Source organism: Salinispora vitiensis (genome assembly GCF_000378825.1).
GTDB lineage: Bacteria > Actinomycetota > Actinomycetes > Mycobacteriales > Micromonosporaceae > Micromonospora > Micromonospora vitiensis.
This window is the reverse complement of sequence record NZ_KB900388.1, coordinates 4464497-4488219: the sequence shown is the minus strand read 5'-3', so window position 1 is coordinate 4488219 and position 23723 is coordinate 4464497. Positions and strand designations below refer to the sequence as shown.

Here is a 23723-nt window from a genome sequence, read left to right as displayed (position 1 = left end):
CATGTCAGCTCCCACAACCGGCGACTTTAAAGCACCGATTTGGGCCACCGGGAGCGTACTCGTAGCTGGCCGAGGAGAGGTCCCGGGACAGTTCCAGCTGCTTGGCGTGGTGGGCGTCGGCGAATGCCGGCCGTAGTTCGACGGTGTCGACGGAAAGCCGTACTTGGGCAGGACATTCCGCGGTTGGCCGGTAGCCCAACATGTGAGCAGCCACCGTCCGAGCGGTTCGAGCTCCTATCCCGGACGCACCCGATCCGCCGGAACTGGTCGGCCGCACTCTGTCGGCATGGCCGCGCGTTCAACCTCATCCATTAGCGCCTCCCCGCCGAGGGACTGCGTTGGTGAGCGTGAAAACTTGGTTAGTGGTTCTTTCGGAGTGCTTGCCACGCTGCGCTGAGCAACGCGGAGATCCGGTACAGCGCGTATAGCGCCCAGATGAGGGTCAGCGGCACACCGAGGATGAGGAGGACCGCGCCGCCCAGATACTCACTGCTCTCCAGCAACCAGCCACCAGCCAGCAGGACGGAACCCACGACCACGGCCCATGCCAGGATGCGACCGGCCTTGGTCAGCGACATCCAGAGGCGGGCGATTTCGGCACCGTCTCGCTTTGTCGGGCCACGAACCTGGGACTGCAGGGCAAGTTTGTCGATTTCCTGAGCGGCGGCCCGGTCGGCCACATGGGGCGACTCACCCAGCACTGCCGACAGAGCGTGGAGGTCGTCCCGGTTGCGGAGCCGTCCGGTCCGTGGATCGCCGAGTAGCGCCACGACGTTCGGGAATCCGAGCAGCCATGCCTTGCCGTAGCCGCGTTTGGCCCCCGGTGCCAGCACCACAGCTTTGCCGCCATGCATGTCTTCGTGGAAGATGCGGTGCCCGACCACCTGCACGAGTCCCGTGCCAGCGATCGCCCACTCGGCGTTGAGGGTTTTATGGCCGAACAGCGTGACGAACTGGGTGTACGCGGCGACAACCGCGAATAGGCCCAGTACCGCGACCGCGGCGCCGAGCAGCTCGTGCAGTTGGGCCATGAAGCCGGTGAGTAGCAGCGTGGGGATGACGGCGATCAAGTACCAGGCGACGAAGATTGGGAAGCGCCGCCGGTTCAGCCAGCGCTGCGTCCGCACGCCCTGCGCGCCCGGTGGAAAAGCCGGGAGAAGTCTCCTGCCGTTCCGCCCTTGCCGGGCGTCCTCGCACAGCATCTCCATGTTGAGGAGGTGGACCCTAACCTCGAGGCGGTCACCGGCCAGACTCGCCAGGTCGTGGACGAACTGCATTTCCTCGATCTTCGGCTCGGACAGGTCGAACAGCCGAACCGCCGGTCGCCCGTCCACGGTAGCCCGCAGGCGACGCGGAACATCCATGCTGACGCCCGGGTTAAGCACGAGGTACAGCGCGGAAGCCGGCCGCTGGCGACCCTGCCCCTCGATTTCCCGGCTTTTGATCACCACCGCTGATATCTCGGCCCATCGCAGTTCACGTCGGTACTGTCCTATTAGCACCGTCCAGCCGCGTCGGTCAACATCGACCTGAAACGCCTGCACCGCGTAACGGAGCAGACTGGGCACCATTACCAGGGCGGTCAGGGAGGCCACACCGGCGAAGAGCCACACGGGCACCGAAGCGCGGATAGCGAACATCAGGTACACCAGATAACCGACAAATCCCACGAGCGACGCCGCGGTAACAACCGCGAGCACGCGGGGGCCGGTTGGACGGCGCAGATTCACCCACACATCATCAACGAACCATGCAAACGCAGCTCCCGATCACTCCCATGCGTCGCCGGAGTGGGGATAACCCGACAAAGCGGGCTCGAATAGCCCCCTTGCTGGCCGCTCGTAACCGCTGCGAAGCTGTCCCGGTGCCGCAGCCTGTTCCAGCGGTCACTGTGCGACCGGAAGGATGTGAACGTGGAGCCGGCGTCACCTCCGGAACTCGGCACGGAACTCGACCCGCCACCGCCGAGGACGTCCGGCCGGCAGCGCCGACAGCGCCGTGGGCCGCAGGAACTCCGCTATGTGCTCGGCAACCTGGTGGTCGCCGTGTTCGGGCCGCTGTACGTACTGGCTGTCCTGATCGTCGGGGTGGGCCTCGCCGTGGTCCTCGCCGGCATTCCCCTCCTGGCGCTCGGGCTCGCCGGCGCCCGCCGGTGGGGCGCGGCCGAGGCACGGAGAGCCGGGCTGCTCGACGTCTGGCTGGACCGCATTCCCCCGCCTCCGGTACGCCCCGGCCTCAGCGGATGGACCATCGCTCATCTGACCGACGCCAGTGCCTGGCGCGTGCTGCTCTACCTAGTGGCCAAACTGCCCACCGCAGCTACTGCCTTCATCACCGCCCGTTCAGCACCGTACTCGGTCTCGGACGGGCGCCCGTCCGAGACCGAGACCCGCGCCGGGGGCAGATGTTGTCCTGGCCACCGGCCCGGCCGAAGGGACTTTCGGCGGCGTGATGGCTCCTCCGCCAGTCGCCTCGGCATTCGCCGCGTTCGACGGCCAGGATTCTGCCGAACAGCCCCGAGTCAGCCCTTCAACAGCTGCCGCGCCATGACGATGCGCTGCACCTGGTTGGTGCCCTCGTAGATCTGGGTGATCTTCGCGTCGCGCATCATCCGCTCGACCGGGTAGTCCCGGGTGTAGCCGTAGCCGCCGAGCAGCTGCACGGCATCGGTGGTGATCTCCATGGCGGCGTCGGAGGCGAAGCACTTGGCCGCGGCGCCGAAGTAGGTCAGGTCCGCGTCCCCCCGCTCGGATCTGCTGGCTGCGGCGTAGGTCAGCTGCCGGGCCGCCTCCAGCTTCATGCCCATGTCCGCGAGCATGAACTGGATGCCCTGGAAGTCGGCGATCGGCTTGCCGAACTGCCGACGCTCCTGCACGTACCCCTTGGCGTAGTCGAGCGCACCCTGCGCGATGCCCACCGCCTGTGCGGCGATGGTGACCCGGGTGTGGTCCAGGGTCTGCATCGCGGTGGCGAAGCCGGTGCCCTCCGCGCCGATCATGCGGTCGGCGGGGACCCGGACGCCGTCCAGGTAAACCTCACGGGTCGGCGAGCCCTTGATCCCCAACTTCTTCTCCGGTGCGCCGAAACTCACCCCCGGGTCGGACTTCTCGACCACGAAGGCCGAGATGCCCCGGCTCCGGGCGGTCGGGTCGGTCACGGCGAAGACCGTGTAGAACTCGGACACCCCGGCGTTGGTGATCCAGCGCTTGACGCCGTTGAGCACCCAGTCGTCGCCGTCCCGGACGGCCCGGGTGGTCATCGCGGCGGCGTCGCTGCCCGCCTCCGGCTCGGACAGGCAGTACGAGAACATCGCGTCGCCGGCCGCCACCGGGGTCAGGTACTTCCGCTGGAGCTCCGCGGACCCGGCCAGAATCAGCGGCATGGTACCCAGCTTGTTGACCGCCGGAATCAGCGAGGAGGCGGCACAGGCCCGCGCCACCTCCTCGATCACGATAGCGGTGGCGAGGGCATCCGCACCGGCGCCGCCGTACTCGACGGGGATGTGCGGGGCGTGAAAGTCAGCCGCCCGCAACGCGTCGAAGGACATCTTCGGGAACTCGCTGGTCTCGTCCGCCTCAGCGGCGTGCGGTGCCACCTTCGCCGCGCAGACCTCCCGGACCGCCTCCCGGACCGCCTGCTGCTCACCCGTCAAGCGATAGCCGTCGAATTCCTGCTCTGCGGCCATGTCGGCCCCTCCTCTTCACCGCTATCATGCGCAGTCTGTAGCGTCGTTCTGAGCGCGGACCGCGCAGACTGAAGGATAGCGACCCCGGAGTCCGGCGATGTTACCGCCGCGTAGGCTACGAAGTGTCGCACTGACCGGCCCGCGCGGGAGCATGGTCAAACAAACGAACAACCCCACCTTCGGCGCCCCTGGCAGGCGCCGCGGTCGACAGCGACGCCACGAGCGGCGCCAGTGCGAGCGGAGAAGACAGGCGTGACGATCCCGTACCCGAACACCCAGCCAGTGCCTCCGATCGGGGCGGTAACCCCCCCATCCGGCGCACCTCGCCCCCGAGTGACCTTCCTCGGCACCGGCTACCTCGGCGCGACGTACGCCATCTGCTACGCCGAGCTGGGCTACGAGGTACTCGGCTTCGACGTGGACGCCGACAAGATCGCCATGCTCAACGCGGGCGAGGTGCCGATCCACGAGCCCGGCCTGGACGAGCTACTGAAGCGCAACCTCGCCGCCGGGCGGCTGCGGTTCAGCACCGACATGGCCGAGGTCGCCGAGTTCGGGGACGTGCACTTCATCTGCGTCGGCACCCCGCAGCGGGCCGACGCGCTGGGGGCGGACCTGTCGTACGTCGAGGCAGCCGTCACCAGCCTGGCGCAGCAGCTCACCCGTCCGGCGCTGATCGTCGGCAAGTCCACCGTGCCGGTCGGCACCGCGGAGTGGGTCGAGCAGCTGGTGAGCAAACACACACCGGCCGACCTGGGCATTGAGGTCGCCTGGAGCCCCGAGTTCCTCCAGGAGGGCTTCGCCGTCGACGACGTACTCCGCCCGAACCGGATCGTGGTCGGCGTCAAGAGCGAATGGGCCAACGGGATGCTCTACGCCGCGCACAAGGGCGTCTTCGACCTGGCTGCCACGGAGGACCGCGAGGTGCCGATGGTGGTCACCGACTTCGCCACCGCGGAGCTGGTGAAGGTCGCAGCGAACGCCTTCCTGGCCACCAAGATTTCGTTTATCAACGCGATGGCGGAGGTCTGCGAGGCCGCTGGCGGCGACGTGACCCACCTGGCCCGGGCGGTCGGCTTCGACCCCCGGATCGGCAACCGGTTCCTCCAGGCCGGCCTGGGCTTCGGCGGGGCCTGCCTACCCAAGGACATCCGTGCTTTCCAGGCCCGGGCCCAGGAACTGGGCGCCGGCGAGGCGCTGCGTTTCCTGCACGAGGTTGACCTGATCAACCTGCGCCGCCGGACCCGGGTGGTCCAACTCGCCGCCGACCTACTCGGCCGGCGCACCGGCCCGGCCGGCCCCGACCTCTCCGGCACCCGAATCGGCGTGCTCGGTGCGACCTTCAAGCCCAACACCGACGACGTCCGCGACGCCCCCGCCCTCGCCGTGGCATCGCTGCTCCACAAGGCCGGCGCTGACGTGCACGTCTACGACCCGGAAGGGATGGAGCGCGCCCGCGCCGTGGCGCCCGAGCTCACCTACGAGTCGGGCATCAACGAGGCGGTGACCGGTGCCGACCTGGTCTGCGTCCTGACCGAATGGGCTGACTTCCGCAACGCCGACCCGGTCATGCTCGGCGCCCTGGTCGCCGGGCGCCGGGTGGTGGACGGCCGCAACTGCCTCGACCCAACGTTGTGGACGCAGGCTGGCTGGGAGTACCGCGGCATGGGCCGCCCGTGACCCGTCGCCGGCCGTACTCCGCGGAGTAGGGCGCCACGCCCCCTGGACCCGCCGGCAACTGTCGAAATCCGCGCCAGCATTGGGCATGCTGCGACAGTGAGGTCCGCCGTCCGCGCTGGAGGGGTGTCGTGGTGAGCTTTCAGTGCTCCTCGTGCGGCCGGGAGTTGAAGCCGGCCGCCCGCTGCCCACACTGCGGCGCGAAACAGCCGCAGCGGCTCGAACACCTGGCGGAGGTCGAGCGGTCGATCGCGGAGATGAAGGCGCGGGACGCCGAGATCTCCGGAGAACAGCGGAAGATCGCCGCCCGGATGCAGGCTGCGCTCTTCCAGCGGGACATCCTCGCGCATGCCGGTGAGGAGAACGTCAAACAGGCCAACCGTCCCCGGCGCGTGCTCCGTCGCCGGCCAGACCGGCGGCCACCGGCTCCCCCCGGCACACCGCCCCGGGTACCCCGGCAGGGCACCTCGTCGGGGCCGGCGGAACCGCCGCCGACCGCCGGCTGGCTTGACGCCGACAACCCCGAGCATCCGCCGGAGGCGTCCAGCCGCGAGGTGCAGAACATTCCCCTCGGGCTCGGCGCGCTGCTGCTCGGCGTCGCCGCGGTGGTCTTCGCCGCGGTCGCCACCAGTTCCCTGGACGCCCTCGCCCGGCTGGGCGTGCTCTGCCTGGCGACGGTCCTGATGCTGCTCGCCCCGCCGGTGCTGGCCCGTCGCGGGCTCACCGCCACCGCCGAGACCATCTCCGCCGTCGGCCTGCTCCTGGTGCCGTTGGCCGGGTACGCCCTCTGGTCCGTAACCAGCGTCGGCGGCGCGTCCCGGGCGGTATTCGCCGCGGCCGTCTTCGCGGTCACCGCCGGGGTTGCCCTGGCGTACGGCGGCTGGACCGGACTCCGCGCACCACGGTTCGCGACGGTGCTGGCCCTCCAGCCGATCCTGCCGCTGCTCGCGTACGACCGAACCAGCGCTCTGGCGGGCTGGGCCGCCGTGCTGGCCCTCGTGGCCGTCCTGAACTTCTCGCTGGCCGGCTCCGCCGTCACCCGGTCCCGACCGGTCCGCCAGGACCTACCCGAAGCGTCCCCGACCCCACTGGCGACGGCGGGGGGCCAGACCGGCCCGGAGCGGCCCCGGGACACCCCCGTCGCCCCGCGCCAGCGGTCGGGGGCCGGCCAACGTACCGAGGACGGGGCCGAGACTGGCCAGGTGCCCGGTGGGGACGGGGCCGAGACTGGCCAGGTGCCCGGTGGGGACGGCGCCGCCGTCCGCCCAGTGCCCGGGCTCCGCGAGTTGATCTTCGGCCTTTACAGCGTCGCCGCGCTGGCGGCCCTCGGCTACGCCGGCACCGCGCTGCTGCGGGTGACCACCGTGCCCGCGACGGTCGGAGCGGGAGCCGCACTCCTGCTCACCGCCACGGTGGCCGGTGCGGGGATGGTGGCGGCCCGCCGCGCCCCATTCCCCGACATCGGCACCGGCCTGCTCACCCTCGCCGTGATCAGCGCCGCGAGCCGGCTTGCCTGGGTGGCCGCACCCGACCAGGCACTACTTCTGATCACCGCCGGTATCGCGCTCACCGGGCTGGTCGTCCGCGCAGTGCCGACTGTCCTGCGGCGCGGCCCGCAGTTCGCCTCCGCCATCGCGTTGACCGTCAGTGGCGTCGTCGTCGCCACCGGCGCCCTGCGCGCCGGAGTGACCCCGGTCCGGGCTGCCCTCCCGGCGTGGACCGCCGACCTCGACCGTTACCCATCCCAGCTGGCCGCGGTGGGCGCCCCCGCCGCCAGCCAGCTCGCCGTCAGCGCACTGCTGCTGACCGTGGCCGCCATGGTCGCCCTGCCACCGAAGATCCGCCGGGAGTTCGCGGTGGTGGGCGCCGCGCTGACCGCGCTCGCCGTGCCCGCCTCGTTCGGACTCGGCTGGGCGGCCGCGCCGTGGCCGATGGTGGTGGCGGCGGTCGGGATCGGGGTGGCCGGGTTGTCGGCGCGGAGCAGACGCGCGGCGCGAGCACACGGCGTAGCCGCCGCTGGGGTGGGGCTCTTCGGTGCCGGAGCCGGCCTGACCCGGCCGTCGTTGACCGCCGCCGTCCTACTCACCCTCTGTGTGGCGGGCGTGCTGGTGGCGGTGCTACCCCGGCTCCGGGCCACCTCCGTCGGAGCGGAGCTCCTCTCCGGCTGGGCCGCAGGCGGGGCGGCCTTCGCCCTGCCCGGCACGGTGGCCGCGATCGTCGCCGCCGGTCCGGCGGCGTCCGGCACCGCGCTGCGGGAGCTGACCGTCGCGCTACTGGCGGCGAGCTTCCTCGCGGTCTGCGTCACGCTCGGTTACGCCGCGCTCGTGCAGGTTTCCCACCGGCACCTCCCGATGCCGCTGGCGACGGGGGCGGTACTGGGTGCCCTGGCCGTCGCCGCGGCCTCGTTCGTGGCGCCCGCCACCACCGCCGCCGACGCCTGGGTGGGCGCGCTGCTGGTGATCGCCGCGGTGCTCCTGTTCTTCGCGCCTTCCGTTGACGCCCGGCGCCGCTCCGACCTCCGCCTGGACGGCTCCGACCTGGCCTGCGCCGGGGTAACCGCCGCGCTGGTCGCCACCCTGGTTCGGATCGCCACTGTCCTCGCGCCCGGCGCGCAGCTGGCTGTCGCGGCCGGGCTGCTGCTGGTCGTGGCCGTGGCGGCCCGCGCACTGCCACCGCAGTGGCGGCGAGGCCCCGTCCTCGGCTTGGCCCTGGGGGGCGGGCTGGTCGGGCTGCTGGCCGCCGGGATGGCGCTCCGCGGGGGCATCGGCGTCCTGCTCACCGCCGGCCCGATCTGGGCCGGTGACCTGAACACGTGGCCGGCCGCCCCGATCGGCGGCTCGACCTGGCAGGCACCGGTCGCGCTGGCGTTGCTGGCGCTGGCCGCCGCGGTCCTGTTGCCGCCGCCCTGGCAGCACGATGTCTCCGGCGCGGCCGTGGTCCTGGCCACCATCGGCGCACCGGCCGCGTTCGCGCTGCCCTGGTGGTCGCCGGTGCTGGTGGGTTCGCTGGTCGCCACCGGGTACGGCCTGGCGTCGGTGGCGTCGATGGAGGCCCGAGCCGCGTTCTCCCGGGCCGTCGTGGCCGGCGTACTAGCGCTGCATGTCGCCGGCGCCGGGCTGGTCCGGCCGTGGACGACCGCACTGGCCCTCGGCAGCATCGCGCTGATCGGTGCCGCCGTGGCGGCCTTCGCTCGCGCCCTTTCCCCGCCGCTGGGCACCGATGTGGACGCCGAGGGACCGCCACCGTATCCGACGCAGATCGGTGGGGCCGCGACCGGGGCTATGCTCTTCGCGCTACCCGGTGCGGTGGCCGCCCTGACTGCCGAGCTCGGGCACTCGTCGCGGGTGGTGCTGATCGCCGCCCTGGCCACCTCCGGCCTCGGCCTGGCCACCGTGCTGGCTGCCCGGCACCGGGTTCCGCAGTACCTGCCCTGGGCCAGCGCCGCGCTGGTCGGCGGCGCCACGGTAAGTGCCCTCGCCGCCATCCCCGCCGGCCTGCAGGTCGGGGTGTTTGCCGCCGCGGCCGCCCTGATCGGTGTCCTCGCCGAGCTGAGCCGCGGCGCCACCGAACCGCCGGCCGGGCTCGCGGCACCGACTCGCCGGTGGCGAGTAACCCTCGGGGGTGCCCTGGGCCGCTCCGCCGGGCCCGGTACCCGCCGGTGGCGGGTAGACCCGGCCACCGGGGCGCTCGCCGCGGCGACCCTGCCCACGGTGCTGGCCCTGGTCTCGCTCGCACCGGCGCTGCACGTGGCGCTGGTCGAGCCACACCGAACGCTCAGCCGCACCTGGCAGGGCCCGCCGCCGGAGTTACTCCTGCCCGCACCCGCGGCGGCGGACCCGACGCACGTGCTCACCGCGCTGCTGCTGACCGCCGCCGCCGCACTGGCCGCGGTCGCTTTCAGTGGCGGCCGGCGCAGTCGGGCGGTGCCGGTCATCCTGCCGGGTACGGCGGTGACCCTGCTGATCACGCCGGTGGCGCTGGATCTCGCTTGGCCGGCGAGCACCTTCGCCGGGCTCACCGTGTTCACTCTGGCCATGCTCGGGCTTGCGCTCACACCGCCGCCCGCCCTGGTGGAGCGGGCCCGCTCGCTCCGGCTGGCCCGGATACTCGTCTTCGGCATCGGCCTCACCGCCGGCGGCGCGGGGCTGGCCGGCAGCCTGGCCACGGAGGACCTGACCCTGGTCACGCTCGGCGGCGCGGTGGGCGTCGGTACGGTGGCGGCGCTCTTCGGTGCCACCGGGCACGCGCGCATCCTCGGCTGGCTGTTCGCCGCCCTGATGGCGCAGCTCTTCGTACTCACCACCGGTCTGGTCGCCGGTCTGAGCGCGCGCTGGTCGGCGTTCGGCGTCCTAGCCGTTGGGGCGGCCCTCCAGGTCTTCGCGGCCACCCTGCCACGCCTGCGTCGCCCGGAGGCGGGGCGGGAGACGGCCACGGTGGAGTGGAGTGGCTTCGCCGCCACACTGATCGCCCTGGCGCTGGCCTACGACTCACCCCGGCACATCGCGGCCCTGCTCGCCGCCGCGGGCGCCATCCTCGGAGTGGCGGCGGCCCGACCGGGCCGGCGCGACATCGAGCGGCGAATCCTCTTCTGGGCGGTGGTGAGCTGCGAGATCACCGCGTGGTGGATTCTGATGTGGGTGGCGGACGTGGCCCTGCCCGAGGCCTACACCCTGCCGTTCGCGGTGCTGGCGCTGCTCGTCGGCGTACTGGAGCTGCGCCAACGCGCCGAGATCAGCAGCTGGGTGGCGTACGGGCCAGCGCTGGTGACCGCCTTCGCTCCGACCCTGGCGATCGTGCTGGTCACCGAGAGCAGCATGCTGCGCCAGGTGCTGCTGCTACTCGGGGCGGCGGCGGTACTGGTCTTCGGCTCGCTGCGGCAGCAGCAGGCGCCGGTGATCGTCGGGGCCACGGCCACTGCGATCACGGCGATCCACGCGCTGTTCAGTCTCGGGCCGTGGCTGCTGCTGATCCCCGTCGGTCTCCTCCTGCTGGTCCTCGGGGCCAGCAACGAGCGTCGCCGTCGGGCCCAGGAACGCCTCCAGGCCGCCCTGCGCGGCATGCGCTAGCCCGCTGCGGCGACCATCCGCCAGAGGTCAGTTCAGCGAGGCGCGCAGGGCCGCGTTCTTCTCCGCGACCACCTGCTCCAGATCGGATTGGTACGCCGCCATCCGATCGAGCAGCGCCCGGTCCTCGACACCGAGGATCCGGACCGCGAGCAGACCGGCGTTGCGGGCGTTACCGATCGAGACGGTGGCCACCGGCACGCCAGCGGGCATCTGCACGATGGAGAGCAGCGAATCCATCCCGTCCAGATACTTCAGGGGCACCGGCACGCCGATCACCGGCAGCGGGGTGACCGCGGCGACCATGCCCGGCAGGTGTGCCGCACCCCCCGCCCCGGCGATGATCACCCTTAGGCCGCGGTCGGCGGCGTCCCGGCCGTACTCGATCATGCGAACCGGTGTCCGGTGCGCCGAGACCACCTCGACCTCGTACCCGACCCCGAACTCGTCCAGCGTCTCGGCGGCGGCCCGCATCGTCGGCCAGTCCGAATCGCTGCCCATGATCAGCCCGACCGTGCTCATCCGTGCCCCTCCCGCAGCCAACGGGCCGCCCGTGCCGCCCGGTCGCGTACCTCGTCCAGGTTGTCGCCGAGTACGGTGACATGGCCGATCTTGCGGCCTGGGCGTACCTGCTTGCCGTACAGGTGCACCTTCGCGCCCGGCTCGGCGGCGAAGAGGTGGTGCAGGCGCTCGTCGATGGAGATGCCGCCCGGTTCACCGCCCAGCACGTTCGCCATCACCACCACCGGCGCGGCCAACGAGGTGTCCCCCATCGGGTAGTCGAGCACCGCCCGTAGGTGCTGCTCGAACTGCGAGGTCCGGGCCCCCTCGATGGTCCAGTGCCCGGAGTTGTGCGGCCGCATCGCCAGCTCGTTGACCACGAGGCGGCTGCCCGTCGGCTCGGCCGGGTCGGTTACCTCGAACAACTCGACGGCCAGCAGACCCACCACGCCGAGCTCGGTGGCGAGGTCGATGGCGAGCTGCTGCGCACCGACCGCCAGCTCCTGAGGCAGCTCCGGTGCGGGGGCCAAGACCTCGACGCAGATCCCGTCCCGCTGCACGGTCTCGACCACCGGGTAGGCGGCGACCTGCCCGAACGGGGAACGGGCCACCTGCACAGCCAGCTCCCGGCGTAGCGCCACCCGCTCCTCGGCGATCAGGCTCATCCCGGTGGCCAACAACGTGGCCGACAGCTCGGCCGCCTCAGCGGCGTCCTGAACCAGCCACACGCCCCGGCCGTCATAGCCGCCCCGGGCCGCCTTGAGCACCACCGGCCAGCCCACGGCGTCGCCGAAGGATCCGAGCTCGGCCGGGGTCTCGACCGGCTGCCAGACCGGGTTCGGCAGGCCCAACGCCGCGAGACGTTCCCGCATGACCCGCTTGTCCTGGGCGTGCACCAGCGCCTCGGCCGGCGGAAAGAGCTTGACGCCCTCGCCGGCGAGGGCCTCGATGTGCTCGGTGGGAACATGCTCGTGGTCGAAGGTGACCACGTCGCAGCCCTTGGCGAAGGTACGCAGCGCCGCGAGATCAGTGTGCTCGCCGTACTGCACGTCGGCGGCCACCAAGGCGGCGCCATCGTCGGGAGCGAGCGCGAGCAGGCGCAGCGACTGGCCGAGGGCGATCGCGGCCTGATGGGTCATCCGGGCCAATTGGCCGCCACCCACCATGCCGACAACGGGCAGACCGGTGTGGGAGTCCATAGCCAGCTCAGCGTATCCGGCCAGCGGAGCCAGCCGGTGATCCGGGTCGACCGGCCGCCTACCGGCCCGTCAGCTGCGCCACCAGGTCATCAACCCTGGTTACCGGCCGGTCGCAGACAAAGCCCCGACAGACGTACGCGGTGGCCTGCCCGTCAACCAGCTGCCGGCCGGCGAGCAGCGGCACCCCGGGCTGGTCCGGCCGCCCCGCCACCACCACAGCACCCGGCGGGGCGTACCGGTGCGCCGCACGCACCAGCGGCTCACCGACCGGATCGGAGGTCACCACCGCGATCTCGTACGGGCCGGCGAGCAGCGCCGCGCCGGCGGTGGCCGCGTACCCGGTGAAGCGGGCGTGCGCGGCGACGATCGGCGCCACGGTGGCCAGCGCCGCCTCCGCCGCCTCCCGGTAGCGGGTCTCGCCGGTCAACGCCGCGTACGTGACCAGGGCGGCGACGATCGCCGACCGGCCGGACGGGGTGGCGTTGTCGGTGGGGTCCGCGGGCCGGCTAACCAGCCGCTCCGCGTCATCAGCGGTGTCGTAGAAGCTGCCCTGCGGTGCGGCGAACCGCTCCAGCGCCACGTCGAGGAGCTGCCCCGCCAGGGTCAGCCACCGCCCCTCGCCGGTCAGCTGGTGCATCGCGCAGAACGCCTCGGCCACGCAGCCGTAGTCCTCCAGGACGCCGGCGGCCTCCCCGACCCGGCCGTCCCGTGAGGTGCGCCGCAGCCGCCCGGCCACGAGGTGCACTTGTGCCAGGTGCTCGGCCGCGTCCCGCATGGCGCCGTCGGCGACGATCGTCACGCCCTCCATCAGGTTGGCGTCCGGCCCCGGAGCATCCTCCGCGAAGCTGGCTACGACCTGCTGGAACTCGGCAATCGCGGTGATCGCGAGCCCGTTCCAGGCGGCTACCACCTTGTCGTCGCGGGCCGGCTGCGGGCGGGTGTCGCGGACCATCAGCAACCGGTGCGCGATCTCCTGCCAGCGGGACTGCACCTCCGGCGCCGCATCGTCAACGTCCCGGGCCAGCCGGAGCACGCTGGCCGACTGCGCGGCGGCCGCCGCCGGGGTCGCGGCGGCGGCGTGGGGGGTGAACGAGCCCTGCTCGGTGACCGCGAACAGGTCGGCGGCCCACCGGCCGTCCGCCTCGCCGAGGGCCGCGACAAGCTGGGCGGGGGTCCAGACGTAGGTCAACCCCTCGACCCCGGCCGCGTCGGCGTCCAGCGCGGAGGCGAACCCCTCGCCCGGCCGGTGCAGCTCGTCGGCGAGGAAACGGGCCGTGTCCCGGGCCACGCGACGGGCCATCGGGTCACCGGTCAGCCGCCACAGGTGCGTGTAGACCCGCAGCAGCAGGGCGTTGTCGTAGAGCATCTTCTCGAAGTGCGGCACCAACCACTGCCCGTCCACGCAGTAGCGGGCGAAGCCCCCGGCGAGTTGGTCGTACAGGCCGCCCCGGGCCATCGCCTCCGCGGTGTGTCGGACAATCTCCAGGCTCCGCTGGTCGCCGGTGCGCTGGTACTGCCGCAGCAGGAAGAGCAGGCTCAGGTGCGGCGGGAACTTCGGCGCCCCGCCGAACCCACCGTTCGTCTCGTCGTACTCCGCACCGAGCCGGTCGGCGGCGGCGTCGAGCAGGTCGGCGGTGAGCGGGGCGGCCGGGCCCCCGACCGCCTGGGCACCGCCGATCGCCTCGACGACCGCGGCACCCTGCTGGAGCACGGCGTCGCGCTGGTCCCGCCAGGCGGTGGTGACCGACTGGAGCAGCCGGAGGAAGTTGGGCTTCGGGAAGTAGGTGCCGCAGAAGAACGGGGTTCCGTCCGGGGCGGCGAAGACGGTCATGGGCCAGCCACCCTGCCCGGTCATGGCCTGGGTCGCGGTCATGTAGACGGCGTCAACGTCCGGACGCTCCTCGCGGTCCACTTTGATCGCCACGAAGCCCTCGTTCAGCAGCGCGGCCACCTGCTCGTCGGCGAAGGACTCGTGCGCCATGACGTGACACCAGTGACAGGCGGCATACCCGACCGAAATCATGATCGGTACGTCTCGCCGGCGGGCCTCGGCGAACGCCTCCGCGCACCACGGCCACCAGTCGACCGGGTTGTCCTTGTGCTGGAGCAGGTACGGGCTGGTGGCGTCGGCGAGTCGGTTCACGGCACGACCCTATCGGCGCGGACGGTCAGGAGGCGCCATCGGCCCGGAGCGGAACAACCCGGGAGCGCGCCCCGTTGACCAGACCGCCGAGGACCGCGCCAATCTTGTCGGCCGGCATGGGTTTGAAGAAGTGGTAGCCCTGTGCGGCCGTGCAGCCGAGTTCGGCCAGCGCGCTGCGCTGCTCGGCGGTCTCCACCCCCTCAGCGACCACCCGTAGCCCCAACTGCTGGCCCAGCCCCACCGTGGTACGCACGATCGCCGCCGCCTCCGGCGAGTCGGCCATCCGGAGCACGAAGGAACGGTCCACCTTCAACTCGTCCACGGCGACCCGGGTGAGGAAGGTCAGCGACGAGAATCCGGTGCCGAAGTCGTCCACGGCCAACTGCACCCCCATGGTGCGCAGCGCGCCGAGCACCTCGTCGATCACCTCCAACTCGCTCATCACCACCGTCTCGGTGATCTCCAGGACGAGCCGCCGCGCCGGCACCCGGTGGCGGCGCAGCGCGTCCGCGATCTCGGTCGGCAGCCGCCGGTCGAGCAGGCTGCGGGCGGAGAGGTTCACCGAGATCGGCAGGTCCAGCCCGTCCCGGGCCCACTGCGCCGCAACGCCGAGCGCTTTGTCCAGCACGTACCGGGTGAAGGTGCCCAGCTGCTCGCTGTTTTCCACCGGACGGATGAACTCGTGCGGGTTGAGCCAGCCGCGTCGGGGGTGCCGCCAGCGGATCAGTGCCTCCACCCCGGTGGGCGCCCCGGTGGCCAGGTCCACCGCCGGTTGCAGGACCAGCACCAGCTGGTCGTCGGCGGCCAACGCCTCGCGCAGCTCGGCTAGGAGCGCGAGCCGGTCGGTGCTGGTGGCGTCCCGCGCGGAGTCGTACGCGGCGACGCAGCCATTGCCCTCCTTCGCCTGGTACATCGCGATGTCCGCCCGGCGCAGCAGCTCCGCCATGTCGGCGGTGCCGGCGTCGGCGACCACCACCCCGACGGCGGCCTCCACGGACATTCGGACCCCCGCCACCTCGGTGGGGGCGGCGAGCCGTTCGGTGATCTCCCGGGCCTGGCGCAGCGTGTACGCCATCGGGGCGGCGCTGTCGCCGGGCACCGGCACCGAGGTCAACAGGAGGGCGAACTCGTCGCCGCCGAGCCGGCCCAGCAGGTCCCCGCCGCGGGCCAGCCCGCCCAGCCGGTCGGCGGTCAGCCGGAGGAGCTGGTCACCGGCCGCGTGCCCGAGCGTGTCGTTGACCTCCTTGAACCGGTTGATGTCCAGTAGCAGCAACGCCACCGGCCGGTCCCGGGCCAGCTGCCGCAGCACCTGGTCTCCCTGGCTGAGCATGGCCGTCCGGTTGGCCAGGCCGGTCAGCGCGTCACTCGCCGCCGCCGTCGCGACCCCCCGCTCGTCGCGGTGATCGAGCGCGGCGGTCGCCTCGGCGAAGGCCCGCCAGGCACGTCGATTCCGATCGACGCGGAGCTGGTGGCGGTAGGTCTGCTGGAGCAGCCAGAGCGGCAGCGGAAGGATCAACAACCAACGTGGGTCGACCTCGATGAGGGCTACCACGACCAGGCCCACCACCACGTTCCCGACGAACATCATCAGTTTGCCGCGCAGCGCCTCCCCCCGCAGGACACCTGCTGGGACGCCGTGGTGGAGGTTGAGGGTGACCGCATCCAGCCCGACACACACGATCAGGTAGGTGACCGCACCGGCGAGCAGCGCGAACGCGAGCGGTGGGGTCGGTGTCGCCAGCAGCGGCCGCCCCAGCAGGGTGGTGACGAACCCGGCCAACGCCGTCGCCACGGTCAGCGACGATGCGATCCGGGCGATCTCCACCGGCCGCCGGCGGGTACCGAGCAACGACATCCCCGACCAGGCCAGACCGGCGCCGAGCAGGGTGGCCGCCGGAATCCAGCCGGCGGGCACCTGGTGCAGACAGATGACGAGCGCGGCCTCGCCCCAGGTGAGGCTGACCGCTCCCGCCGCAGCCCGGAACTGGAGTTGGGCGAGTTGCGCGAATGCGAACACCGTGACCGCGAGCCCGAAGCGTGCGGGGCCGCCGAGCGGGTCGTTGCTGGGCAGACCGCTCGGCGCGGTGACCGCCGCCACGGCTGCCACCAAGGCCGTCACCAGCAATGCCGCCGTGAGCGCGCGGGCCCGCTGGGACCGGCCGGAGGGACCTGCCCGCGACTGGCCGGGCAGCGCGGTGGTCACCACCCCGCTCCGGCCCCGAGCTCTCCGACAGTACGGCGGGCAGCCTCAGCTGCGCTGATCATCGGCGCCCCCTCCTGCCCAGGCCGACGAAACTTTCCGTCCCCGGCGGGAAGGCTAGGCCAATACCGGTTACCGCAACAGGGGGCTCGGGTGCCGATAGTCGTGAATCATGCGGCCAGGACCCGTTCAGAGCTGCTGGGGCCCGGTGCCGGATTTCGGCGATGAATCCCGCGCCGGGGCGCCACCGGTCGCCTCACTGACTGCCGCAGCCGGACCGGCGCCGGACGCAACGGAGCCAGCCGCGGCGGAGTCGGAGGCGGACGGAAACTGGTCGGGCAGTCGGCGCAGTCGGGCGTTCATGTTGCGGATCAGCAGAACGGTGGCGGTCGCCAGCACGAGAATCAGGAACAGGCCCATCGGGCCGGCCAGCCCACCCGTGCGGGTGTTCCCGAAGTTGTTTTGGGCGAGCACCTCAGCGGCGGTAAGCATGGCGTCCTCCGTTGCGCGAGTGGTGACCAGCCTAGCCCGCCCCCGGGGCAGGGCCGATGGACCCCCTCATCGCGGTACGCCGGGCTCGGCAATGCCAGCGAAGAGGTCCGACTCGGGCAGGGGGCTGTCGACCAGGGACCGGACGAGTTGGAAGTCCTCCGTGGGCCAGGCGCGCTGTTGCACCTCCATCGGCACCTGGAACCAAAATCCGTCCGGGTCGATCTGGGTCGCGTGGGCGCGCAACGCGTCGTCGCGGACCGGGAAGTACTCGGCGCACCCCACCCGGGTGGTGATTCTGGGGCCCTTGTCGGTCCGGCCCTCCCAACGCGTGAGCCACTCCCCGTACGGCGACTCGAAGCCGGCGGCGAGCAGCGCCTCGTGCAGCACCAGGATCTTGCCCTTGGAGAAAACGATGTCGTAGTAGAGCTTGAGCGGCTGCCAGGGCTCGCCGAGCTCGGGGTAACGCTCGGCGTCACCGGCGGCGTCGAAGGCCTCGATGCTGATCTTGTGAGTCATGATGTGGTCGGGGTGCGGGTAGCCGCCCTCCTCGTCGTAGGTGGTGACGACGTGCGGACGGAACTCACGCATCAGGCGCACCAGCGGGCCGGCGGCCTCGGCCACGTCCTGCAGGGCGAAGCAGCCCTCCGGCAACGGTGGCAGCGGGTCCCCCTCCGGCAGCCCCGAGTCCACGAAGCCGAGCCAGGCCTGCTCGATACCGAGAATGGCCCGCGCGGCGTCCATCTCGGCGCGGCGGATGTCGGCGATGTTGGCCCAGACGTCGGGCCGGTCCATCTTGGGATTGAGCACGCTTCCCCGCTCGCCGCCGGTGCACGTCACTACCAGGACGTCCACCCCCTCGGCCACGTACTTCGCGGTGGTCGCGGCACCCTTGCTCGACTCGTCGTCCGGGTGTGCGTGGACGGCCATGAGTCGCAGTCGCTCTGCCAAGGTAGGCGCTCCTCATCTCTGCCCCGGCGGTCCTGCCCAGGCCGCTCGGCTACGAACCTTCCCCGCCGTGGTGCCGCCCACCGCGTACACCCGCACCCCTGGACACTCCACCGGCGCTGACCTGCGATGCTTACGGCGCTGCTGGAGCCCTCACGGTGCCGGACGTGTCCATGATGCGTGACGTGTCGGCCGGCTGGGAGAATGAACCTGCCACTCTTACCAAACCATTCTTGCTGATGGCCCCGACAACGATGCCAGGAGATGCCCGCCGGTGAGCGAGACGCACGCCACACATTCAGCCGGCGCGCCGGTGTTCCCACCCGGCCGGTACGGCCGGCGGCGGGAACGCCGTCGGCGCCGTCCAGTGCTGACCGCGCTGGTGGGGCTCGCCCTGGTGGCGGCCCTCGGCACGATCGTGGTCCGGCTCTACCAGCAGTACGGCGGGCTGGAGTACGACGCGACCGTGATCACCTATACCGAGATCACCGACTCCCAGGTGCTGATCGACTTCCGGGTCACCGTACCTCCGGGCGGGTCGGCGGTCTGCGTGTTGCGGGCCCGGGACCGCGACGGCGCCCAGGTCGCCCGGGAGCAGGTCACGGTGACCGCCCGGCCCGACGAGCGGGAGGTACGCGCACAGCACCGCCTGGTGACCGAGGGACGCCCTTTCATCGGCGAGGTACTTCGCTGTCGGCGCCCGGCCTGACCTGCTCGGACGACCGTGGCGGGGCGGCCTGCGAGGGGCTGGACGTTGATCGTCGGGCCGACGACGTCGGCGGGCACTGGTAACTTGGAATTTCACCTGCCGCCAGCACGACTGAGGAGATCGCCTGTGTCCACTGGCAACGAGGCGCCCGCCACCTGGCTGTCCCAGGAGGCGCACGACCGCCTCCAGGCGGAGCTCGATGCGTTGATCGCCAATCGGCCGGTCATCGCCGCCGAGATCAACGCCCGGCGTGAGGAGGGTGACCTGCGGGAGAACGGCGGCTACCACGCCGCCCGCGAGGAACAGGGCAAGGCCGAGGGACGGATCGTCTACCTGAAGGAGCTACTCCGCACCGCTCAGGTGGGCGAGGCACCGACTGCCGACACGGTCGCGCCGGGCATGGTAGTAACGATCTACTTCGATGATGACAAGGACGACACCGAGCGTTTCCTGCTCGGTTCCCGCGAGATCTCGTCGACCACCGAGCTGACGGTCTACAGCCCCGAGTCCGCCATCGGGCAGGCGATCCTGGGCTGCCGCCCGGGCCAGACCTGCACCTACACCGCGCCCAGCGGCGCGGATATCAAGGTGACCGTGGTCGCCTTCGAGCCCTTCGGCGGCTGAGGGCAGCGGCTGAACCACCCGTTTCGACGTGCCGGTGGCCCGGGGCCACCGGCACGTCGAGCTTTTCGGGCTCCGGCAGAGCTCGGGCTGGGCGGCCTCACGCCTCGCCGGCGAAAACCACCTGGTAGCCACTCGCCCGCAGCACGCTGATCAGCGTGTCCGAATGTTCGGTGCCGCGGGTCTCCACCGACAGCGCCACCTCGACCTCGCCGAGCCGCAGGTGCGGGTTGGCCCGCTGGTGCTCGACGTCCACGACGTTCGCCCGCTGCTCGGCGATCTCATTGAGCAACAGGGCGAGCTGGCCCGGTCGGTCCGAGCAGCGGACGGTGACCCGCAGGTAGCGCCCGGCCGCCGCGAGCCCGTGCTCGATCACCCGCAGCATCAGTAGCGGATCGATGTTGCCACCGGAGAGCACCGTCACCACCGGCGCCTCGACGTCAACCGCACCGGCCAGCAGCGCCGCCGCCCCCACCGCACCGGCCGGCTCGACCACCTGCTTGCCCCGCTCCAACAACATCAGCAACGCCCGGGAGATGTCCTCCTCGCGCACGGTCACGACCTCGTCGACCAACGCGCGGACGTGCTGGAAGGTCAGCTCACCGGGGCGGCCGACGGCGATTCCGTCCGCGATCGTGCCGAACGACGGCAGCCGCACCGGCTCACCCGCGGCCAGCGAGGGCGGGAAGGCGGCGGCGCTGGCCGCCTGCACCCCGACGACCCGCACGTCCGGACGCAGCGCCTTAACCGCGACCCCGATACCGGAGACCAGTCCGCCGCCCCCCACCCCGGTGACGATCGTGCGGACCTCCGGGCACTGTTCGAGGATCTCCAGCGCCACTGTGCCCTGCCCGGCGATCACATCGGGGTGGTCGAACGGGTGGATCAGCGTTGCCCCGGTGCGCTCGGCGTAGGTCTGGGCGGCCACCAACGTCTCGTCAACCGTGTTGCCGGCGAGTTCTACCTGCGCGCCGTACCCCTTGGTGGCCTCCACCTTCGGCAACGGTGCGTTCACCGGCATGAACACGGTGGCGTCCGTGCCGACCAGGCCGGCAGCGAGCGCCACCCCCTGGGCGTGGTTGCCGGCACTGGCCGCGACCACACCGTTGGCGCGCTCCGCCGCCGACAGCCGGGAGATCCGCACGATGGCCCCCCGCACCTTGTACGAACCAGCTCGCTGGAGGTGCTCGCATTTGAGCCACACCGGCCCGCCGAGCGCCGCGCTGAGGGGACGGGACGGTTCCAACGGGGTGGTCCGTACGACACCGGCAAGCAACTCCCGCGCGGCCCGTACGTCGTCCAGGCTGACCAATTTCGTCATGCCCTGATCGTGCCACCCGGCCCGACCAGCGCCGGGCCTGGCCACCGCCCTCACTTCCCGCTGTCGTGCTCCGGCGCCGGGACGCCTCAACCGGCAGCCGGGGAGGGCATCGCGCCCCGTGGATAGCCGGTGGCGTGCCGGGCCCAGGGGGCCTGCATCTCGAACTGGCCGGCCACGCCGAGCAGCAGGAGCTCGGACCCGGGCGGACCGACCAGCTGGACCGCCACCGGCAGCCCGTCCGGGCGCCGACCGACCGGCACCACCAGCGCGGGCAGTCCAGCGACGTTCCACGGCGCGGTGTACGGGGCGTAACGAAGGTTGGCCAGCACGTTCGCCGGCCAGGAGCGAGCCGACCAGCTGATCGCCGCCGGGGGGATGCTCGCCAGGGCCGGGGTGAGCAGCAGGTCGATCGAGTGGTCGGTGAAGAGCCCGATCGAGCGCTCCCGCCAGTCCGCCCGGGCGGACGGGTGGACGTACCCCCGGCGCTGCACCCACTCCCCGAGCCGGACGTGCCGGCGGTTGCGCTTCTGCAGACTCCGCCGGTCCAGGCCGGCGGCCTGGACATCCGCGGCAGCCGCGGCGAACCAGGTGGCGAGGCCCTGCAGGCCGAGCGCCGTCGAGTAGCTCGGGTCGGCGGGCACGGTGTCGTGCCCGGCGGCGGCGAGCAGTCGGCCGGCGGCGGCGACCGCGTCCCGGTTCGACGCGTCCGGCGAGATGCCCCGCACCGGGGAGCGCAGGGACACGCCGACCCGGAGCCGGGCCGGCGGGACGAGCTTCTCCTGCCGCCGGCCGGCGAGCGTCTGAAAGCCGACCGCCGCGTCGGCGACGGTGGTGGTCAGCATCCCGTGCTCGGTGAGGCCGAACCAGTCGTCCGCGCCGAGTTGGCAGGGCACCACCCCACGTCCGGGCTTGAGGCCGACCAAACCGCAGCAGGCCGCCGGAATCCGGATCGACCCGAGCCCGTCGTTGCCGTGGGCGATCGGCACCAGCCCCGCGGCCACCGCCGCGGCCGACCCCCCGGACGAGCCGCCGGGGGTACGGCCACGGTCCCACGGGTTTCGGGTCACCGCGGTCGAGTCGTCGGTCACCCCCCACAGGCCCAGCTCCGGCATCCGGGTGACGCCCAGAATCACCGCCCCCGCACCGCGCAGCCGCCGGACCACCTCGTGGTCGGCCTCCGCCACCGGGGTCTGTGCGGCGGCCGAACCGTTCCAGGTGGGCAGTCCGGCGACGGCGGTGTTCTCCTTGACCGCCACCGGCACCCCGGCCAGCGGAAGGTCAGCCAGGTCCTCCAGCTCGTCGACTTTCTCCGCCTCGGTGACCGCCGCACCGGCGCGTACCCGCCGGAACGCCGCCAGGTCGGGGTCGACCCGGGCGAGGTGGTCGAGATGGTCGGCGACGACCTGGGTGGCGGAGATGTCACCGCGGCGCACGCCGCGGGCGATCTGCTTGGCAGTCGCCCCCACCCAGGTCGGCTCGATGTCCTGCACGGCCACCCTCCCCCAGCCCCTGCGATCAGCCCAGCGCCTGCTCCAGATCAGCCAGCAGGTCGTCTACCGTCTCAATGCCGACAGACAGTCGCACGAGATCGCCGGGAACTTCAAGCGGCGAGCCGGCCGCACCGGCGTGGGTCATCCGACCTGGATGCTCGATCAGGGACTCCACCCCGCCGAGCGACTCGGCGAGCACGAACAGCTTCGCCCGGTTACAGATCTCCACGGCCCGCTCCTCGCCGCCGACCGCGCGGAAGGAGACCATCCCGCCGAAGCGCCGCATCTGCTTCACGGCTACCTCGTACCCGGGGTGGGTGGGCAGGCCGGGGTAGCTGACCGAGGCGACCGACGGGTGCCCGTCCAGGAAGGTGGCGATCCGCTCGGCGTTGTCGCAGTGCCGATCCATGCGTACGCCGAGGGTCTTGATCCCGCGCAGGGTGAGCCAGGCGTCGAACGGCCCGTTGATCGCACCCATGGCGTTCTGGTGATAACCCAGCTCGGCACCGAGCTCGGGGTCGGCGACGACCAGCGCCCCACCGACCACGTCGGAGTGTCCACCGATGTACTTGGTGGTCGAGTGCACGACGACGTCCGCGCCGAAGGTGATGGGCTGCTGCAGGTACGGGGAGGCGAAGGTGTTGTCCACCACGAGCAACGCCCCCGCCTCGTGGGCGATCGCCGCGAGGGCGGCGATGTCGGCGATGCCGAGCAATGGGTTGGTGGGGGTCTCCACCCAGACGATCTTCGTCTGGCCCGGCCGGATCGCGGCCCGTACCGCGTCGGGGTCGGAGACCCGGGCCGGGGTGTAGGACAGGCCCCAGCGCTCGGTGACCCGGGCGAAGAGCCGGTAGGTGCCGCCGTAGGCGTCGTCCGGGATGACCACGTGGTCACCGGGGGTGCAGACCGCCCGCAGCAGCGTGTCCTCGGCGGCGAGGCCACTGGCGAAGGCGAGACCGACGGTGCCGCCTTCGAGCGCGGCCAGGCACTCCTGCAGGGCGTCCCGGGTCGGGTTGCCGGAGCGGCTGTACTCGTAGCCCTGGCGCGGCGCGCCGACGGCGTCCTGCGCGTACGTGCTGGTCTGGTAAATCGGGGGGATCACCGCACCGGTGCGGGCCTCCGGGGCCTGGCCGGCGTGGATGGCGAGCGTCTCGAAGCCGTTACTCATGACCGGAACGTTAGTCGGGCCCGGTCTGGGCTACCCTGCCGAGGGATGAGCGGATGCGTGTTCTGCGAGATCGTGGCGGGCGAGGTGCCGGCGTTCCGGGTCGTGGACGAGCCCGGTGGGGTGGCCTTCCTGGACACCCGGCCGGTGTTCAAGGGGCACCTGCTCGTGGTGCCGCGTCCCCACCTGGTCACGCTGGCGGACCTGCCGGCGGAGGCGCTGCCGGGCTACTTCGGGTTGGTCCGCCGACTCGCCGTCGCGGTTGAGGCCGGGCTGGGCGCGGGCGGCACGTTCGTGGCGATGAACAACAAGGTGTCGCAATCGGTTCCGCACCTGCACACCCATGTGGTGCCGCGGACGAGGGGCGACGGGCTGCGCGGCTTCTTCTGGCCCCGCACCCGCTACCGGGATGACGCCGAGGCGGCCGATCACGCCGACCGGATCCGCGCAGCGCTGCCGGATTCCGCCTGAGCGCCACCATCGCGGGGGTAGGGCAGCCGTCGGCGCGGGTA

The 23723-nt window shown here is 72.0% G+C and carries 17 protein-coding genes; 6 read left to right on the top strand and 11 right to left on the bottom strand.

What is annotated here, in order from left to right; translation table 11 throughout:
- Window positions 1–359: 359 nt before the first annotated feature.
- On the bottom strand, window positions 360–1730 hold the full coding sequence (locus SALPAC2_RS0121295) for a hypothetical protein (protein WP_223874107.1): 1371 nt from the start codon (window positions 1728–1730) through the stop codon (window positions 360–362).
- Window positions 1731–1913: 183 nt separating this feature from the next.
- Between SALPAC2_RS0121295 and SALPAC2_RS26520 the strand changes: the two genes are divergently transcribed.
- A complete protein-coding gene (locus SALPAC2_RS26520; RefSeq protein WP_162561380.1) occupies window positions 1914–2582 on the top strand; it encodes a sensor domain-containing protein in 669 nt (222 codons plus the stop codon).
- Here SALPAC2_RS26520 and SALPAC2_RS0121285 read toward each other — a convergent pair.
- On the bottom strand, window positions 2522–3685 hold the full coding sequence (locus tag SALPAC2_RS0121285) for an acyl-CoA dehydrogenase family protein (protein ID WP_018218649.1): 1164 nt from the start codon (window positions 3683–3685) through the stop codon (window positions 2522–2524). The genes SALPAC2_RS26520 and SALPAC2_RS0121285 overlap by 61 nt on opposite strands.
- A gap of 252 nt (window positions 3686–3937) precedes the next feature.
- Here SALPAC2_RS0121285 and SALPAC2_RS0121280 point away from each other — a divergent pair, with 252 nt between their 5' ends.
- Together SALPAC2_RS0121280 and SALPAC2_RS0121275 are read left to right on the top strand one after the other, a co-directional pair.
- Window positions 3938–5365 (top strand): UDP-glucose dehydrogenase family protein, encoded by a 1428-nt coding sequence (locus tag SALPAC2_RS0121280; protein ID WP_026184985.1) that lies wholly within the window; start codon window positions 3938–3940, stop codon window positions 5363–5365.
- 128 nt (window positions 5366–5493) lie between these two features.
- Entirely contained in the window at window positions 5494–10428 is a 4935-nt protein-coding gene (locus SALPAC2_RS0121275) for an SCO7613 C-terminal domain-containing membrane protein (RefSeq protein WP_018218647.1), read from the top strand.
- 27 nt (window positions 10429–10455) lie between these two features.
- Here SALPAC2_RS0121275 and purE read toward each other — a convergent pair whose 3' ends face one another.
- The 6 genes from purE to mca all read right to left on the bottom strand — a co-directional run bounded on the left by purE (window position 10456) and on the right by mca (window position 17887).
- Window positions 10456–10947, bottom strand: a complete 492-nt coding sequence (gene purE / locus SALPAC2_RS0121270) for a 5-(carboxyamino)imidazole ribonucleotide mutase (RefSeq protein ID WP_018218646.1) — start codon at window positions 10945–10947, stop codon at window positions 10456–10458.
- On the bottom strand, window positions 10944–12125 hold the full coding sequence (locus SALPAC2_RS0121265) for a 5-(carboxyamino)imidazole ribonucleotide synthase (RefSeq protein ID WP_018218645.1): 1182 nt from the start codon (window positions 12123–12125) through the stop codon (window positions 10944–10946). Before SALPAC2_RS0121265 ends, purE begins: the two co-directional genes overlap by 4 nt.
- Window positions 12126–12183: 58 nt before the next feature.
- On the bottom strand, window positions 12184–14268 hold the full coding sequence (locus SALPAC2_RS0121260; protein ID WP_018218644.1) for a thioredoxin domain-containing protein: 2085 nt from the start codon (window positions 14266–14268) through the stop codon (window positions 12184–12186).
- 25 nt (window positions 14269–14293) lie between these two features.
- Window positions 14294–16471 (bottom strand): putative bifunctional diguanylate cyclase/phosphodiesterase, encoded by a 2178-nt coding sequence (locus SALPAC2_RS0121255; protein ID WP_026184984.1) that lies wholly within the window; start codon window positions 16469–16471, stop codon window positions 14294–14296.
- A 186-nt stretch (window positions 16472–16657) separates the two neighbouring features.
- Window positions 16658–16960, bottom strand: a complete 303-nt coding sequence (locus SALPAC2_RS0121250) for a hypothetical protein (RefSeq protein WP_018218642.1) — start codon at window positions 16958–16960, stop codon at window positions 16658–16660.
- A gap of 66 nt (window positions 16961–17026) precedes the next feature.
- Window positions 17027–17887 carry a mycothiol conjugate amidase Mca gene (mca, locus tag SALPAC2_RS0121245; protein ID WP_018218641.1) on the bottom strand — a complete coding sequence of 287 codons (861 nt, stop codon included), beginning with the start codon at window positions 17885–17887 and terminating at the stop codon, window positions 17027–17029.
- Between the two features lie 292 nt (window positions 17888–18179).
- Between mca and SALPAC2_RS25235 the strand changes: the two genes are divergently transcribed.
- Window positions 18180–18614 (top strand): DUF4307 domain-containing protein, encoded by a 435-nt coding sequence (locus SALPAC2_RS25235; protein WP_018218640.1) that lies wholly within the window; start codon window positions 18180–18182, stop codon window positions 18612–18614.
- Window positions 18615–18740: 126 nt separating this feature from the next.
- Entirely contained in the window at window positions 18741–19238 is a 498-nt protein-coding gene (gene greA, locus SALPAC2_RS0121235) for a transcription elongation factor GreA (RefSeq protein WP_018218639.1), read from the top strand.
- A 97-nt stretch (window positions 19239–19335) separates the two neighbouring features.
- On the opposite strand, the gene ilvA is transcribed toward greA, so the two are convergent.
- The 3 genes from ilvA to SALPAC2_RS0121220 all read right to left on the bottom strand — a co-directional run bounded on the left by ilvA (window position 19336) and on the right by SALPAC2_RS0121220 (window position 23214).
- Window positions 19336–20556: a threonine ammonia-lyase gene (ilvA, locus tag SALPAC2_RS0121230; RefSeq protein ID WP_018218638.1), complete on the bottom strand. Its 1221-nt coding sequence runs from the start codon at window positions 20554–20556 to the stop codon at window positions 19336–19338.
- An 86-nt stretch (window positions 20557–20642) separates the two neighbouring features.
- The gene (locus SALPAC2_RS0121225; RefSeq protein ID WP_026184981.1) at window positions 20643–22052 is read right to left on the bottom strand and encodes an amidase; all 1410 of its coding nucleotides are present in this window, start codon (window positions 22050–22052) and stop codon (window positions 20643–20645) included.
- A 19-nt stretch (window positions 22053–22071) separates the two neighbouring features.
- A complete protein-coding gene (locus tag SALPAC2_RS0121220; protein ID WP_018218636.1) occupies window positions 22072–23214 on the bottom strand; it encodes a cystathionine gamma-synthase in 1143 nt (380 codons plus the stop codon).
- Window positions 23215–23271: 57 nt separating this feature from the next.
- On the opposite strand from SALPAC2_RS0121220, the gene SALPAC2_RS0121215 reads away from it, so the two are divergent.
- Entirely contained in the window at window positions 23272–23682 is a 411-nt protein-coding gene (locus SALPAC2_RS0121215; protein ID WP_018218635.1) for an HIT family protein, read from the top strand.
- The last annotated feature ends 41 nt before the right edge of the window (window positions 23683–23723 follow it).

Coding starts and splice junctions, on each gene's coding strand:
- SALPAC2_RS0121285 (WP_018218649.1), bottom strand. CDS start 3,685: ATGGCCGCAGAGCAGGAATTCGACGGCTATCGCTTGACGGGTGAGCAG.
- ilvA (WP_018218638.1), bottom strand. CDS start 20,556: ATGACGAAATTGGTCAGCCTGGACGACGTACGGGCCGCGCGGGAGTTG.
- SALPAC2_RS0121220 (WP_018218636.1), bottom strand. CDS start 23,214: ATGAGTAACGGCTTCGAGACGCTCGCCATCCACGCCGGCCAGGCCCCG.
- mca (WP_018218641.1), bottom strand. CDS start 17,887: ATGGCCGTCCACGCACACCCGGACGACGAGTCGAGCAAGGGTGCCGCG.
- purE (WP_018218646.1), bottom strand. CDS start 10,947: ATGAGCACGGTCGGGCTGATCATGGGCAGCGATTCGGACTGGCCGACG.
- SALPAC2_RS0121250 (WP_018218642.1), bottom strand. CDS start 16,960: ATGCTTACCGCCGCTGAGGTGCTCGCCCAAAACAACTTCGGGAACACC.
- SALPAC2_RS0121265 (WP_018218645.1), bottom strand. CDS start 12,125: ATGGACTCCCACACCGGTCTGCCCGTTGTCGGCATGGTGGGTGGCGGC.